This is a genomic window from Bradyrhizobium ontarionense (genome assembly GCF_021088345.1).
Classification (GTDB): domain Bacteria; phylum Pseudomonadota; class Alphaproteobacteria; order Rhizobiales; family Xanthobacteraceae; genus Bradyrhizobium; species Bradyrhizobium ontarionense.
In genome coordinates this window covers 54,882-71,450 of record NZ_CP088156.1, presented here as the reverse complement: position 1 = coordinate 71,450, position 16,569 = coordinate 54,882, and the positions used below count along the sequence as shown (strand labels likewise).

The following is a 16,569-nucleotide window of genomic DNA, read 5'->3' as shown; positions in this document are numbered from 1 at the left end:
CCTCACCCCTTCTTGCGCGGGCCGCGGTCGGCCGGCGGCTCAGAGGGCGCGCCGTCAGCGGGGCCGCCTCCACCGCCTGCGTCCTTGCGGGCCGCAGTGTCCTTGCGGATTCCCTGCATGTCGCGCGCTTCACGGATCAGGCCGGGCATCTTAGCGAGGCTGCCGCCCTCGACGCCGATGTCGGCCAGCAGGGAATCGATCAGCGGTGCCTGGACGCGATAGCGCAGCGCGGAGTCGATCACCTCGTCGGTCGCACTGCGCCCGCCATTGCCGTTGCCGCCATGGCCGTTGAGACCATCGACCTGAAGAATGCGGATGCCCTCGATCTTCTCCATCGGCTTGACGCTCTCGCGCACGATGCCCTCGATGCGGTCGAGCAGCTTGCGCCGGAACAGCGAGTAGCGCGCCTGGTCGGTCAGCACGTTCTCGGCCTCGTTGAGCAGCTTCTGAGCCTCGGCTTCGACCGCCGCACGGACCCGTTCGGCCCCCGCGGCGATCTTGGTTTCCTCGGCCTGTTTCTCGGCAAGCAGCACCTCGATGGTCTTGCGGCGCCGCGCGATCTCGCTCTCACGCGCCGTGACCACCTTCTCCGTCGCCTCGGTGGCGCGCGTCCGCGCCTCTTCGGCGGCGACCTTGGCGGCCGATTCCTCCAGCGACTTCTGATACAGCGCGATCGCCTTCTCCATCAGCGCGGTCTCGACATCCTTCTCACGGTTGACCTCGAGCTTGCGCAACTCGCGTTCGCGCCCGATGCGGGCCTCGTCCAAGCCGCGATCGGAGGCGATGCGCGCACGCTCGACTTCCTCGCGCGCGGCGATCTCGGCTTCCTGAAGCGCCTGGACACGGCCGACCTCGAGTTGCTCGATGGAGCGGCGGCGTTCGAGCCGCGCTGCCTCCAGCGCCTGCTCGCGCGACACATCCGCCGTCTCGACCTGCTTGCGGGCCAGGATCTCGGCTTCCTTGACCTGACGGTCGGCATCGATGCGCTCGGAGCGCTTGGCCGCGAGCTCAATCACCCTGATCTCGTCGGCCAGCTCGATCGCCTTCTTCTGGTCGATGTTGAGGACCTCGCGGGTGCGCGAGGACGCGATGCGGTCGGCTTCCAGCGCCAGATCGACCTCGATGCGGCGCCGCTCCACAGCCTCACGCCGCTTCAGATCAGCGGCTTCGACGGCTTCCGTGCGCGCGATCTCGAGGCTCCGCGTTTCCGTCTCCGAGTGGATGCGTTTCGCTGCCACCGCCAGCTCCTGCGCGATCCGTGCCGCCTCGATCGCCTCGCGCGAGGCGATGTCGGCTTCCTCGATGGTCCTGATGCGTGCGATCTCGAGCGCACGGACCCGCTCCTCCTGCCCGATGCGGCTCGCTTCCGTCGCCTCGCGCGCAGCGATGCCGGCGATTTCGATGCCCTGGTTATGCTCGATCTCGAGCTTGCGGGTCGCATGCTCGGCCGCGATGCGCTCCGCCGACAGCGCCTGCTCGCGCGCGATCCGTGCGGCCTCGACCGCCTTCTGCGCCGCGATCTCGGCCTCCTGGATGTTGCGCACCTGTGCGATCTCGGAGGCGCGCGTCCGCTCGTCGGAGCTGATCCGCTCCAGATTGACGATCATGGTCTGCGCGATCCGCGCCTTTTCGGTCGCCTCGCGCGCCGCGATCTCGGCCTGCTCGACGGCCCGGGTGCGTTCGATCTCGCGGCGCCGCGTCTCCTCGTCGTTGGCGATGCGCGCATCGGAGACGGCGCGATCCTGCTGGATTTTCGCTTTCTCGACCGCCTCGCGCGCCGCAATTTCCGCTTCCTCGATCGTGCGCGTCCGCTCGATGTCGCGCTGGCGCACCTCGCGTTCGGACTCGATCCGCGCGGCATCGATGGCGCGCTGGTTGGCGATCCGCGCCTTCTCAATGTCCTCGCGCGCGAGCAGTTCACGTTCCTCGACCGCCCGCGTGCGCTCGATCTCCCGCGACCGCGTGTCGCGCTCGGCCGCGATTCGTGCCTCCGCAATCGCCAGCTCGTTGGCGATGCGCGCCTTCTCGATCGTCTCGCGCGCCGAGATCTGCGCCTGCTCGGCCTCGGTCTCGCGCAGCGCCCGCTCGCGCGCCACTTCCGTCCGCTGCAGCGCGCGGCGCATCTCGATGTCGCGCTCCTGCTCCAGCCGGGCCGTCTCGCTCTCGCGCTCGATGTCGAGGGCCTCGCGCTCGGCTTCCAGATTGCGGGTGCGGATCTTGATCATCGAGTCCTGCTCGATGTCGTTGCGCAGCTTGCGCTTGCTCTCGATGTCCTCCATCAGCCGGGTCAGGCCTTCGGCGTCGAACCGGTTCGACGGGTTGAAGAACTCGAGATCGGTCTGGTCCAGATCGGTGATCGCGACCGACTCCAGTTCGAGGCCGTTCTGCGCCAGGGCCTCGGCGGCGGCCGCCTTGACGCGTCCGACATAGTCGCCGCGCTGCTCGTGCATCTGCTCCATCGTCATCTCGGCTGCGACCGAGCGCAAAGCGGAGACGAACTTGCCGGACAGCAGCGCGTGCAGCTTTTCCGGTTCGAGGGTGCGCCGGCCGAGTGTCGCGGCCGCGATCGACACGGCCTCCCGCGTCTGCTGCACGCGGACGTAGAAGTCCGCCTCGATATCGATGCGCATGCGGTCCCGCGTGATCACGGCGTCCTGTTTGGAGCGCGTGATGCCCATCGGCAGCACGTTCATGTTGACCGGGGTGTAGTCGTGGATGAACGGCATCACGAACGCGCCGCCATTGATCACGACGCGCTCACCGAGGAAGCCGGTTCTGACGAAAGACACCTCTTTCGAAGACCGATGATACAGCCAGTTCACGATGTAGACAGCGACCACGATGACGATGATCGCGACGATCAGCCAAAGGATCAGCTCACCGATCAAAACCCCGGACATATCATTCCTCCCTCGGTCTCGTGTCCGACCAACGTGGCGCTGGGCGCCATCGCAGTCGGATCTGTTGTTGTCGCCTCAGACGCGGCGTGGCCGCGAGCTGATGGCCTTGAAATGTCGTACCTGTTCCGTCAGCGCCCGCTCGACCGGCAGCCGTTCCATCGACGATGCGCCGTAGAAGCCATGACAGTTTCGAGTGTTCTTCATGATGAACTCGGCATCGCCGGGCTCCGCGATCGGGCCGCCATGCGCCAGCACCAGGATTTCCGGATTGACGCTGAGCGCTGCCGACGCCCAGCTATCGATCATGTCCGGGCAGTCCTCCAGCTTGGGCGCGGTCTGGGCGCCGATCGAGCCGCCGGTCGTAAGCCCGAGATGGCAGACGATGATGTCGGCGCCCGCGATCGCCATCCCCGTGGCCTGGGCCTCGTTGAAGACATAAGGCGTCGTCAGCAGGTCCTTGTCGTGGGCGCGCCCGATCATGTCGATCTCGAGCGCAAAGGATATGCCGGTCTCCTCCAGATTGGCGCGAAACACACCGTCGATCAGGCCGACGGTCGGAAAGTTCTGCACGCCGGAGAAGCCGAGCGCCTTCAGCTGATCGAGAAAGACGTCCATGTCGCGGAACGGATCGGTGCCGTTGACGCCCGCGAGCACCGGCGTGCTCTTCACCACCGGCAACACCTCGCTCGCCATCTCGACCACGATCGCGTTCGCATCGCCATAGGCCATCAGCCCGGCCAGCGATCCGCGGCCGGCCATGCGATAGCGACCTGAGTTGTAGATCACGATGAGATCGATGCCGCCGGACTCCTCGCATTTGGCCGACAGCCCTGTTCCCGCGCCGCCGCCGATGATCGGCACGCCCCGGCGCACCATGTCGCGAAACTTCTTCAGCAGCGGCGCGCGTTCATATCTCGCCATCCCTCACCTCGCCTGTCTGCGCCGGGCCGGCAGCCGCCCCAGCATGGGCCTGACGGCGCCGATGATCGTCGCGACGAACTCTACGTCGTTGATATGATGCGGCACGCGGATCAGGCGCCGATTCGAGGTCTGCCGCACCGTCTGTTCGAGGCTGCGAAACAGCGCCTCATCCGCCTCGCGATCGAAGAACGGCTGTCCTTGCGCATCGAGCGCCGAGACGCCCTTCTCCGGCAGGAAGAACCTGACAGGCCCGTCCATGCGATTGAGGCGCTCGCCGATCCATCGCCCGATCTGCGCATTCTCCTCGGCCGTCGTGCGCATCAGCGTGACCTGCGGATTGTGGACGTGGAACTTGCGGCCGCGGTAGCGCTCCGGAATCGTCTCGGGCGCAGCGAAATTCACCATGTCGAGCGCGCCGACGGAGCCGACATAGGGCACGCGACTACGGATGATGGCGCCGAAGCGATCCTCGGTGGCGGGAAACACGCCGCCCATCAGGAGGTCGCAAACCTCAGTGGTCGTGAGGTCAATAATGCCGGCGAGCATGCCGGAGTCGACCAGCTTCTCCATCGACCGGCCGCCGACGCCCGTGGCGTGAAAGACGAGGCACTCGTACTCACGGCCCAGCTCCGCCGTGATCTTCTGCACCGCCGGCGTGGTCACGCCGAACATCGTGATGCCGATCGCCGGCCGCTGCTGCCGCGCGCGATCATCAACGGAAGTCTGCTGCTGGCGCGCCTTCACCATGCCGGCGAGGGCATTGGCGCCGTTGCCCAGCACCGCGCGCGAGATCGAGTTGAGCCCCTGGACGTCGGTGACGGAATACATCATCGCGATGTCGGCGGACCCGACATAGGCGCCGACGTCACCCGATGCGACCGAGGAGATGATGAGCTTGGGTACACCGATCGGCAGCTCGCGCATGCCGGGCGCAACCAGCGACGTCCCTCCCGAGCCTCCCGCCGAAATGATGCCGGCGACATTGTCCTGCCGCCGCAGCCAGCGCGCGAAGGCCTCCGCCATGGCCGTGACCGATGCGCCGCGATCGGAGCCGAATACGGCAGAACCGCCTCGGGCGTGATTGAGCGCGACCTCCTGGGCCGAGACATCGCAGCTCGTATGGCGTCCGCTGGTGGAGACATCGACCAGCCGCGTGCGCAGGCCGTGGCCCGCAACGATGTCGCGGATGAAGCGCAGCTCGTCGCCCTTGGTGTCGAGCGTGCCGACCACGATCACGGCCGGCGGCCCCGACGCGACCATCGGTGCGCGCTCGCGACTCTGGCGGGTCGCCTCGCCGAGGCGGTTGACGCCCGTGGAGACCGTGCGCGCCTTGGCCTCGATCAGCTCGACCGGAACCGGTTGCGACCAGCGCGTCGGCAGCGCCGGGTTGGAGACGTAGACCCTGACGGGCGCAGCGGATGGCATTGCCCGCGCCACCGCTCTGGCGGCAGGTGCTTCCTGATCCTCGCCGGATGGAACGTCGGTGTCGTCGCCGGCATGCTGGCCGACGCCGAGCAGGCGCTGCTGCAGCTCGCGATCGGCGGCGAGCCGCGCGGAGTCGATGATGCGGTTGATACGACCATTGACCATGATCGCGACCTGACGGGAGATCGCGGTGGCCACCCCGATGTTCTGTTCGATGACGAGCACCGCCATGTCGCCGTCCTGGCCGAGACGGATCAGCATCTCCTCGACCTGGGCGACGATCACCGGCGCCAGCCCCTCGGTCGGCTCGTCCATGATCAGGAGCTGCGGGTTGGTCAACAGAGCGCGCGAGATCGCCAGCATCTGCTGCTCACCGCCGGACAATTGGGCGCCGCCATTGCTTCGGCGCTCGGCCAATCGCGGAAACGTCTCGTAGACGCGCTCGACGGTCCAGGCGCCGCGGCGCATGCCCCCCGCCAGCCGCAGATGCTCGTCGACGCTGAGCGAGCGCCAGAGACGCCGTCCCTGCGGCACATAGCCGACGCCGAGCCGGGCGATGCGCGCCGGATTGAGTCTCGTAATGTCCTCGCCGCGCAGGCGCACCGTGCCGCCCGAGGCGCGCAGCAAGCCCATGATGGCCTTGCAGAGCGTCGTCTTGCCCATGCCGTTGCGGCCGACCAGCGAGAACACGCCGCTGTCGAGCCGGAGATCGACGCCCTGCAGCGCATGCGAATGGCCGTAGTACACGTCGAGGCCGCGAACCTCGAGCGCAGGAGCGGTGCGGCGGATATCATTCATGGCCGCCTCCGAGATAGAGCTCCTGCACCTCCGGATCGGATTCGATCTCGTGCGGCGCGCCTTCCTTGAAGATCCGACCATTGTGCATCATCGTCACGCTCTCGACCACGCGCAGCGCCACGTCCATGTCGTGCTCGATGATGATGTAGCCGATGTGCGGCGGCAGCGACGTCAGGATTTCCACCAGTTCACGGCGCTCGGTCGGTGACAGGCCCGCCGCCGGCTCGTCGAACAGGATGAAGCGTGGCGCGCCGGCCAGCGCGAGCGCGATCTCGAGCTGACGCTGCTGGCCATGAGCGAGCTCCGAGACCAGCTGATCGCGTACCGCGGTCAGATGCACGGCTTCGATCAGGCGCTCGGTCGCCTGCATCAGCGCGTCGTTGGCGCGGGGCCGCAGCATCGAGAAGCGCGAACGCGACACGCCACGGCAGGCCAGATAGACATTGTCGCGCACCGACAGGCCGAGGAACAACGCCGAGATCTGGTAGGTCCGGCGCAGCCCGCGCCGGATCCGCTCATAGGCCGGGAAGGCGGTGATGTCCTCGCCGAAGAAGCGGATCGTGCCGGAGGTCGGAAGGAAGTCGCCGGTGACGCAATTGAACAAGGTGGTCTTGCCGGCGCCATTCGAGCCCAGCACGGCGCGCCGCTCGCCGGGCCTGACCGTGATGGTCACGTCGGTGAGGGCCGCCAGCGCGCCGAACATCCGCGTCACACCGCGCAGTTCGAGGGCTGCGGTCGAGCCAAGCGCCGAGAGCCGGTCCGCCACCCTATCCATGGCCATGACCTCCCGAGGGCTTCCGCGGCTCGGCAAGCTGGCCACGCTTGCGCCACCGCTCATAGAGTCCGATGACGCCGTCGGACGACCAGAATACGATGGCCAGGAAGCCGAGCCCGATCAGCAGCCGGAACCTGTTGCCGTCGAGCCCGACCTTGACCAGGAAGTCGAGCGCGAAGGTTCGCAGCATCACGAAGATGAAGGCGCCGATGTAGGGTCCGACCGGACGCGTGATTCCGCCGACAACCGCCACAATGAGAATGTCGATGCAGCGCTCGACCGCGACCGAGCCCGGCGAAATCTGCCGGTAGTTCCAGACCTGCAGCACGCCGCCCAGCCCGGCGATCAGCGCGGCGAATGCATAGGCGGCGATCCGATGCGCATTGACGTTGAAGCCGAGCGCCGCCATGCGTCGCGGATTGTCGCGCACGCCCTGCAGCGCCAAGCCGAACGGGGCGCGCGACAGATAGAGCACGGCGCAATAGCACAGCGCGGCCACCGCCAGGATCAGGTAATAGAACGCAATGTCCATGCGCCAGTCGATCCCCAGGATATGCGGGGTCGCGACCGTGTTGATGCCGGTATGGCCGTTGAAGATCGCCCAGTTCTGGTTGGTGAAGTAATAGAACGCCGCGCCGATCGCGAGCGTAATCATGATCGTGTAGATGCCCTCAGTCCGCACCGCCAGGGCGCCACCCAGCGCACCGAACAGCACGGCGAGCACGAGCGCCATCGGCGTCGCCAGCCACCACGGCCAGCCCAGGCTGATATTGGCGTTGCCGCTGACGCCGAACACCGCCACCATGTATCCGGCGAAGCCTGCGACCGTCAGCTGCATCAGGCTGACCATGCCGCCATAGCCGGCGAGAAACATCAGGCTCAGCGCGATGGTGCCGAGGATCAGCGTCGTGCCGAAGATCTCGATCAGGAAGAAGCCGTTGGCGATCAGCGGCATGATCAGAAGCAAGGCCGCCACCGCCCAGGCCCAGGGCTGCTCTGTCACCGACCACACAGCGGGTTGCCGTACAGCGTCCCCTGCCAGCATGCCGTCCCGCGCCCGTGCCTCCTGGATCAGCGACATCTCATCGCCTCGCCAGCAGGCCCTGGGGCCGCAGCGCCAGCACCAGAACCATGATCAGGAAGGTCACGACGATCGCGTAGGTCGGGATGTAGACGGAGCCGAGCTGCTCGGCGAGCCCGATGATCAGCGCCCCCAACGCAGCACCCGGAATCGATCCCATGCCGCCGACGATCACGACCACGAGCGAGGCCAGCAGGAAGCGCGTGTCCTCGCCAGGCGAGATCGACTGGAAGGTTCCGCCAACGACGCCGGCAATGCCGGCGAGGCCTGCGCCCAGCGCGAACACCAGCACGAACACGAGCTGGATCTGTACGCCCGTGGCGGCGAGAATGTCGCGGTCGTCAACACCGGCGCGTACGATCATGCCGACGCGGGTGCGGTTGAGCGCGAGCCACATCGCAACGCCGATCACCACCGAGCCGCAGAAGATCACCAGCCGCCCCAGCGGATATTGCAGGAACACCGCTTCACCCGACGACTTCATCGCCGTCATCAGCGGCAGCTGGATCGGCCCGATCAGCCAGGCCGGCGTCTGGACCTGGTAGAAGTCACCGCCGAACGCCCACAACATCAGGTCCGCGAACACGATCGAAAGCCCGATCGTCACCATGGTCTGGCGCAGGTCCTGCCCCTCCATGCGGCGGAACACCAGGACCTGCAGCAACACGCCAACGATTGCGACGAGGACGAAAGCGGCGAGGAAGGCTAGGATCCAGGAGCCGGTCGCGGTGGAGATGCCGTAACCGATATAGCCGCCAAACAGATAAAGCGAGCCGTGAGCGAGGTTGACGTTCCGCATCAGGCCGAAGATCAATGTGAAGCCGCTGGCGACGAGAAAGTACAGGCCACCGAGCGTGATGCCGTTGAAGACCGCGTTGAGGAACACCTTCTTGCGGCCGATGGCCTCTTCGAGTCCAGGCGGCCACACCGCAAGAATGAGCCAGGCAAGGATCGCGATGGCCAGCAGGATGACCAGCGACCAGATCGGGTGGCGCTCGATCAACCGACTCACGCGTCGCCCCTCCGTGTGAGGAGCACTGCGCTGTCACGATCGCGGTGTCCCGCATGCAGCCGAAGACCGCCGCGTCTGCCGGCCATCGCTCGTCCTCCCTTGCTGGACCCCTTGCCGGATCACGTTCTGCCCAGTGTAGCGGCAGACAAGAGCGTACGTTTGATCGACAGTATCTTTTCCCACCAGGGCAAGCAGCCCGACGCGTCAGGCCCGCAGCACTTTTGCAGCGCGGCGATAGTCGGTCGGCGCCATCCCGACATTGGCCGCGAAGAAGCGTGTGAAGCCGCTCTGTGAGGAAAAGCCGAGATCGAAGCCGATGTCGGCGATCGGCGACTCCGTCGCGACCAGCGCGTCCAGCGCCCGCTCCATCAGCAGCGTGTTCAAATAGAGGTTCGGCGTGACCCCGGTCTGATGCCGGAACAGGCGATAGAAATGCGGTCGCGACAAACCGGACTCCTTGGCGATGGAATCGAGCTCGATCTCCGCGCAAGGGCTTTCCGACATCAACCGGATGCACTTGCGAACGCGGAAATCGGTGACGGCAGCACAGGCGCGCTGCTGGAGCGGCTCGGATAACCGCCAGCTCTCCTCATAACAGGTATCGATCAGCTGCCGCAGTTCGCCGTCGAGGCAGCCCAGCGATGGCGCACCGCAGACCAGTGCTGCGGTGCGGCGAATGCAGCGGTCGAGCGCAACGGTCCTGCGGAAATAAGTACGGCCAAACCAGGGGCCCTGCTCGCGCGCCGCCGACGGCGAAAACCATTCGGCATTGACGTAGAGCACGAAGAAAATGGCTCCGTTGTCAGAATCGTTCGGCATGAAATTGTGCGGTTCCCACGGATTGACCGCAACGATCCACTCGTCGCCGATCAGATAGCGCTGGTCGCAGACGTCGATATGGGCCGGTGTCCCGCCGACGTGAAAGATCAGATGTCCCTCACGATGCGCGTGGATGTTGAACGGACGGTTCAACTGATAGACTGTCGCTCGGCCGAAACGCCCGTGGAAGACGGCGAGAGCCTTACTCATCACTTCCGCCCCCGATTGTTTCTGTTCTTGCCTCAGCGTCGATCATCGTCCCGGATATTGCAAGAGACGAGACGACGCGGCCGGAGCGAACTCCAGCCGCGCCGACCGCGAGCGACGAATTGGTCAGTACTTCTTACATTCGGGAACGGTCCGGCTCGGCAGACCGATCTTGGCGAATGCAGCCGGTTCGTATCCCAGCGTCTGGCTGACGTCAGGAATCACCTTCACGACCTTGCTGAACAGCGCACCCTTGCCGTCGTCGACGACCTCGGTGACGAAGTTGGTTCCGATCGCCTGGCGATTGGAATCGAGCTTGATCTTGCCGTTGGGCGCATCGATCTCGATCTTGGCCAGCGCCTCCTTGAGCTTGGCCTGGTTGTTCGACAGATCGCCGTTGACCTCCCGCAGCGCCAGGATGAGCGCCATGGTCGAACCGTAGTAGTTGGTGGCGAGCAGCGACGGGCTCGGGAACCGCTTCTCCGGCGGGAACGAGTCCTGATAGGCCTTGACGAATTTCTGCCAGCGCGGGTCCTCCCAGGTATCGGCCTGGCCCGACGCTGCAATCGTTCCGATCAGGGCATTCTTGGCGCTGCCCTTCGACGACAGAATGGTCTGGTCGATCATGATCGAGCCACCCATCAGGTGCGCCTTGCCGCCGGCCTGCTGATACTGATTGAGGAAGTTGACGGCGTCGGCACCGCCGAGACCGAGATAGATCGCATCGACATCGTCAGGAAGCGCTGCGATCACGGAGGCGAAATCCTTGGTTCCGAGGGGCACCCATTGCCGGTTCGTGACCTTGCCGCCGGCGCCGCAGAACTCCAGCACCAGCCCGAACACCTGGGTATAGATGAAGGAGTAATCCTCGCCGACCGTTGCGATCTTACGATAGCCCTTGGTCTCGTAGGCATATTTGCCGAGGCCGACCTGCCATTGCGCGCCATCCATGTTGAAGCGGAAGAAGTTCGGCGCCGGATCCACATAGGTGGTCTCCTGCGCGCCGGAGGCAGCATTGACAAAGGTCAGCTCAGGATGAGTCTTGGCGAAATTCTTGACCGCGATGCCCTCGTCGCCGGATAGAGGCGACAGCAGGATCTGCACCTTGTCCTGCTCGATCAGCTTGCGCACGGCGCGCACCGCGGAGTCGGGCGTGGCGTCGGTCGAGGCCACGACGAATTCCAGCTCCTTGTCGCCGATCTTCTTGCCGAGCACGTTGACCGCGGTCACGTGACCGCGCATGCCGTCCTCGCCGAGCACCGTGTAGGTGCCCTCGAGCGTCGCGGTGACGCCGACCCTGATCTTCTCCTGGGCAGAGGCCGTGCCTGCCAGCAGCAATGCCGTGAGCGCAGCAAACCCCACTCGTCGCATGACCATCGAACTCCTCCCTTTGTCGCCAATGACCGAAGCACCCGAATTGTGCCGGCCAGTCGTTGCTGGCCTCGTCGTGGACTTTCCTGAGCGCACCTGCAGTTTGCAGATTGCTGGTGAGCCACGATCTACATGGAAGGCTATCCGATGGCGTGGGCGACGCGTGCGTGGTCTACGCTCCGACCTTGACGGGCAGTCTCATTTTGCATGATGCAACGCAATAGCTGGGCGACGGGTCGTTGCTCGCGTTGTACGCGGACAGTGCGACGGCCCTGATGCGGATGGCGACGCCGTCGGCGCGACGATATCGTTTCAGCCGCGAGCGTCCGCGACGGTCAACCCATCGAGGAACAGCGGCAGCCGCACCACGATGCGCGCGCCGCGCGGTGCGTCGCAGATCTCGATACTGCCGCGATGCGCCTCCACGAGGGTGCGTACCACCGCCAGCCCAAGCCCTGCCCCACCAGTCCGGCGGTTGCGCGACGTGTCCAGCCTGGTGAACGGCTCCAGCATCGCCTTGCGCTTGTCGGCGGGAATGCCGGGTCCGTCGTCGTCGACCATGAACACCAGTTGCTCAGCCTCGCTTCGCAGCGAAACATGCGCCAGCTGTCCGTATTTGAGCGCATTGTCGACCACGTTGGCGATGATCCGACGCAGTGCGACGCGGTCACCGAGCACCAGGAGCTCACGCGCGCCACTCTGGTCCTCGAGCCGTACGGGTGCCTGGTGTGCCAGGCGATCGTCGATCTCGGCACGGACCAGTTCGCCGAAGGCGATGAGCTCCTGCGGCAGTTCGCCGGCGCCCGCACGGCTCGCCAGCAGCGCATCGTCGAGCAGCCGGATCATGTCGGAAATGTCGACCACCGCGCGCTGCCGCTCGGCGTCATCCGGAATCTGGTCGACCCGCAACCGGAGCCGCGTCGCGAAGGTGCGCACGTCATGTGCGATGCCGCCGACGAGCGCCATGCGGGCCTGCATCAGCTCGGCCAGCCGGTCCTGCAGCCGCCCGAATGCGGTGACGACCGCCCGAACCTCGGGGGCGTTGCGCCGCACATCGGGTAACGGCACCGGCGCTCCCGCGAGATCGACCCGGTCGACCGCAGCCGCGAGGCGCGCCAGCGGCCGCGTCTCGCGCTGCATGATCAGGAGCGCCAGCAGCGCGACCACCGTTCCGAACAGGCCTGCGCCCAACCCGATCGGCAGGCCCTGCTGTGTCAGGACCAGCGAGGATCGGGAATCGATGACGAGGACGTCGCCGCCGTTCAGTCCGACGCGAAACTCCAGGGCATTCTGCGACGCGCGTGCGAGCCGCGGCATCCACCGGCCTTCCGGCTCCGGGACCGTCGCAATCGCCAGAGGGCGCCCGCCGAGCGCTCCGGCATAGGCCTCCCGCAATTCCGGCTTGATGGCGATCGGTCCAGGATCGCTCCGCGGCAGCCGCAGCGCCGCGTCAGGATCGATCAGCCGAACCACGAAGCGGTCCGAGGACACCGCGTCGAGGATCCGGCCATGCTCGCGACCCGGCGTCCGCTCGATGAGTTCGGCCAGCGCGGCGAGCCGCGCCGGCTGCAGATAGGCATCCTCCATATCGGCGCTGCGCGTCCGATAAAAGCGCGCCAATGTTCCGATCCAGATCACCAGCAACCCGATGACGACGATCAGACCGATGCGCATCGCGAGCGTCAGCCGCATCATCACGACACCGGCCTCACCGTCGCCGTGAACAGATACCCGCCGTTGCGCACGGTGGTAATCAGGCTCGACCCTGGGCTGGCCGCCTCGAGCTTGCGCCGCAGCCGCGAGATCAGCATGTCGACAGTACGATCGAACGGGTCGGCGGAACGGCCGCGCGTCCAATCGAGGATCTGGTCGCGGCTCAACACGCGTCGCGGCCGCTGCACGAAGCAGGCAAGCAGGTCGAACTCCGCCGAGGTCAGCTGTATCGATGCGTCGAGCGCGGTGCCGGTGACGTCGATGCTGCGCGCATCGACATCGAGCACGAAGCGGTCGAAGGCAAAGCGGCGGCTGACGGCGCGCTGCGGGCCCGTCTGCGCGCGCCGCAGCAGGGCCCGGACCCGCGCCAGCAGTTCGCGCGGGCCGAACGGCTTGGTCAGATAGTCATCGGCCCCGAGCTCCAGGCCGACCACGCGGTCGATCTCGTCGCTCTTCGCCGACAAGATCAGGATGGGAACATTGTCCGTCTGCCGCAGGCGGCGGCAGATCGAGAGCCCATCTTCGCCGGGGAGCATCAGGTCGAGAATGATGAGATCTGGTCGCAGCCGCCGCAGCACGGCGTCCATGACCGCCGCCGTGTCCGCGACCTCGATCTCGAACCCTTCCCGGCGCATGAAATCGCTGACGAGCCGGCTGATCTCCGGGTCGTCCTCCACCATCAGAAGCGTGGCCGCAGGCATGCTCATCGCCACGACTGATGCCCAAAACATTCCGCTTGGCAATGGGCCGCGCCCGGCTGTTACACACCGTTACGAGACGGCCAACCTTCGAGACCGAGCCACATCGACGGTGCATCCGGGGCAGGACAACGAACCGAGGCGCCCAAGTCTTGGCGCCCAAGTCTTGGCGCCCGAGTCACGGTGCCCAAGTCACGGTGCCCGGCTCATGGCGCCCGGGTTACGGCGCCGCCATCCCGACCGACCGGGGCGATGGCCGCGAGACGGAGACGGCCGCCGGGCCGAAACCTTGCTCGTTCATCCACGATATTTAATTCACGGAGACACTTGCTGCAAAAAATTAAATTTAATATAAATTAAATGACCTGCGCTCCAGACCATTTATGGCCCAGAAAATCATATCCTCGTTTTGGCAGCCCGCCGGACGGCCTCGTGCGTCCGCAACCAGTGAAGTTTCATAACCATGCTGCACAACCCAAACACGAGCACGCTTGCCTACAGCCCTCAACAGGACCACGGTTGGGAGCGTAACGGCCCCGGCCCGTTCAATCTGGCGCTCGGCTTTCTGCGAAGACGCTATCTGGTGATTGCGATCACCACGGTGCTCTCGCTTGCGGCCAGCTTTGTTCTTCTGAAGATCGCACCGCCATCCTATACGGCGGACGTGAAGATCATTCTCGGCAACATGAAGGCCCCGGTCGTTCAGCCGCAATCGTCCTCGGACGAGACGCCGCTCGACATGGAATCCCAGATCGAGATCCTGAAATCGAAGACGATTGCAAGCTCGGTCATCAGCAGGCTCAGCCTCGCCGATGACCCCGATTTCAACGGCAAGGCCAGCCCGCTTCACAATGCGCTGGAGGCTGTCCGCAGGCTCGTGAGCGCGGCGCCGACCGAGTCGGACGCTCCGTCGACGGACGATCTGCTCGAAGAGTTCCAGCGCCGGATGCAGGCCTACAGGATCGGTACCAGCGCCGTCGTTGCAGTCGAGTTCAGCGCCAGTGACGCGAAACGAGCGGCGATGATCGCCAACGCGATCGTCAAGGAATACTTCGATCAGCAGTTGAAGGCGGACACCAACGAGCACCGAACCGTAACGGCCTGGCTGCATGAGCGCCTGCAGGATCTGGGCAACGACGCGACCGCAGCCGAGCGCGCGGTGAACGACCTGAAAAGCAGACACAACATCATCTCGGCCGACGGCAAGTTCATGGACCAACAGCAGGTCACCGAGCTCACCAACCGGCTGGTGGCAGCCCGCACCCACACGGCCTCGCTCATGACCCGGCTGAACCGCTTCGACGAAATGCTTGTCCAGAGCAATGTCGACGCTCCGCTGGAGAGCATCGGGACCGTTTCGGACTTTTCTCCGGCCGAGCTCAGCGGCAATCTCAACCCGCCCGACGGCCTGTCGCTGAGCAACTCGAACAGCACGCAGATCATCAACAGCCTGCGCCAGCAATATCTCGAAAACGCCAAGCGGGAATATGAATATTCCGCCAAATACGGCAACGACCATCTGGCGGTGATCAATATCCGGGCCACGATGAAGAGCATCCGCCAGGCGATCCTCGACGAAGTGCGGCGCCTCGCCGACGTCGCCCGGCACGATTACGCCGAAGCCAAGCAACAGCAGCAGGAAGTCGAAAAGCAGTTGGCGCAGGCTGTGGCACAGTCCCACGATACGCGGGCCGCGGAGGTCAGCATCCGCGAACTCGAGACCAGCGCCAAAGGATATCGCGCCCTTTATGACGGCTTCCTGCAGCGCTATATGGGCTCCGTCCAGCAGGACTCATTTCCGATTGCGAAGGCGCGCGTCATCTCGCCGGCGACACCGCCGAAAAAGAAGACCAAGCCGAAATCCATCCTGCTGATGGCGGTCGGCCTGTTCGGCGGACTTGCGCTGGGCGGCGGACTTGGACTGTTGGCGGAAATGAGAGACCGCAGCTTTCGAACGACGTCCCAGGTCGAAGACCGTCTGCGTCTCCCCTGCCTCTCGGTCGTCCCCCTCCTCAAGGAGGGCGAAGTGACCCGGGTCACCCGGGAAGCGGCCCGCGCCACGGCAAAGCCTGGCGGGGACTGTCCTCAACGCACGCTGTCGAGGAGCGCCGGGACGTGCTGGGCGGCGACGGCCATGCCGTCATCCCGTTTCGCGGAATCGATCCGCTCGCTGAAAGTTGCGATCGATCAGGATCCGAGCCGAACGTCGCGCAAGGTCTTCGGACTGACGTCCGCGCTGCCGAACGAGGGCAAATCGATGATAGCGGCGTCGCTCGCCCAGCTCATCGCGAACACGGGCAAACGGGTCATCGTGGTCGACTGTGACCTGAGGAATCCGTCGCTTTCGGCCGCTCTTGCCCCCGAGGCCGGCGGAAGCATCATCGACATCCTGACAGGCGTGCGGTCCCTCCAAGACACCGTCTGGACCGACCCGGTGTCGGGACTGCATTTCCTGCCCGGAAAGGGTGCCGCACAATCCGATACGAGCGACGTTTTGTCCAATGACCGGACGAGAAAGCTGTTCGAGCAGCTGCGCGAAGCCTACGACTACGTCATCGTCGATCTCCCGCCGCTTGCGCCCGTGGTCGACGCGCGCGCCATCTCGGCACTGCTCGACAGCTTCGTCCTCGTGGTGGAATGGGGACGCACGACCGCCGAGGTCGTGGAGCATGCGCTGAACACCGCGCCGAACGTCTACGACGCCCTTCTCGGCGTCGTGCTCAACAAGACCGACATGAAGGCCCTGAAGCGCTACGCCTATCATTTCGGCGACTACTACAACCACGAATACTATGCCCGTTACGGCAGCGTCATGGCCGAGTAGGTCGTCTTCGGGTGCTCGCCTCGAA

At 65.4% G+C, this 16,569-nt stretch carries 11 protein-coding genes; 1 reads left to right on the top strand and 10 read right to left on the bottom strand.

From position 1 onward, the window contains the following. Positions 1-2 precede the first annotated feature (2 nt). From LQG66_RS00265 to LQG66_RS00220, 10 genes are all read right to left on the bottom strand, one after another. Positions 3-2,900, bottom strand: coding sequence for a flotillin family protein (locus tag LQG66_RS00265; RefSeq protein WP_231322096.1), 2,898 nt, complete (start codon positions 2,898-2,900; stop codon positions 3-5). Positions 2,901-2,975: 75 nt separating this feature from the next. Then, the gene (locus tag LQG66_RS00260; RefSeq protein WP_231322093.1) at positions 2,976-3,821 is read right to left on the bottom strand and encodes a phosphoenolpyruvate hydrolase family protein; all 846 of its coding nucleotides are present in this window, start codon (positions 3,819-3,821) and stop codon (positions 2,976-2,978) included. A 3-nt stretch (positions 3,822-3,824) separates the two neighbouring features. Then, positions 3,825-6,044: an ABC transporter permease gene (locus LQG66_RS00255; RefSeq protein ID WP_231322091.1), complete on the bottom strand. Its 2,220-nt coding sequence runs from the start codon at positions 6,042-6,044 to the stop codon at positions 3,825-3,827. Next, entirely contained in the window at positions 6,037-6,819 is a 783-nt protein-coding gene (locus tag LQG66_RS00250; protein ID WP_231322089.1) for an ABC transporter ATP-binding protein, read from the bottom strand. Before LQG66_RS00250 ends, LQG66_RS00255 begins: the two co-directional genes overlap by 8 nt. After that, positions 6,812-7,900 (bottom strand): branched-chain amino acid ABC transporter permease, encoded by a 1,089-nt coding sequence (locus tag LQG66_RS00245; protein ID WP_425601274.1) that lies wholly within the window; start codon positions 7,898-7,900, stop codon positions 6,812-6,814. The genes LQG66_RS00250 and LQG66_RS00245 overlap by 8 nt, the downstream gene beginning before the upstream one ends. 1 nt (position 7,901) lies before the next feature. Beyond that, entirely contained in the window at positions 7,902-8,912 is a 1,011-nt protein-coding gene (locus tag LQG66_RS00240) for a branched-chain amino acid ABC transporter permease (RefSeq protein ID WP_231322087.1), read from the bottom strand. A 204-nt stretch (positions 8,913-9,116) separates the two neighbouring features. After that, positions 9,117-9,941: a helix-turn-helix transcriptional regulator gene (locus LQG66_RS00235; protein WP_231322085.1), complete on the bottom strand. Its 825-nt coding sequence runs from the start codon at positions 9,939-9,941 to the stop codon at positions 9,117-9,119. 123 nt (positions 9,942-10,064) lie between these two features. Then, a complete protein-coding gene (locus tag LQG66_RS00230) occupies positions 10,065-11,315 on the bottom strand; it encodes an ABC transporter substrate-binding protein (RefSeq protein WP_231322083.1) in 1,251 nt (416 codons plus the stop codon). A gap of 306 nt (positions 11,316-11,621) precedes the next feature. Beyond that, positions 11,622-13,004, bottom strand: a complete 1,383-nt coding sequence (locus LQG66_RS00225; protein ID WP_231327641.1) for a sensor histidine kinase — start codon at positions 13,002-13,004, stop codon at positions 11,622-11,624. Continuing rightward, positions 13,004-13,729 carry a response regulator gene (locus LQG66_RS00220; protein ID WP_231322081.1) on the bottom strand — a complete coding sequence of 242 codons (726 nt, stop codon included), beginning with the start codon at positions 13,727-13,729 and terminating at the stop codon, positions 13,004-13,006. The genes LQG66_RS00225 and LQG66_RS00220 overlap by 1 nt, the downstream gene beginning before the upstream one ends. A 454-nt stretch (positions 13,730-14,183) precedes the next feature. Here LQG66_RS00220 and LQG66_RS00215 point away from each other — a divergent pair, with 454 nt between their 5' ends. Then, the gene (locus LQG66_RS00215; protein WP_231322079.1) at positions 14,184-16,544 is read left to right on the top strand and encodes a polysaccharide biosynthesis tyrosine autokinase; all 2,361 of its coding nucleotides are present in this window, start codon (positions 14,184-14,186) and stop codon (positions 16,542-16,544) included. The last annotated feature ends 25 nt before the right edge of the window (positions 16,545-16,569 follow it).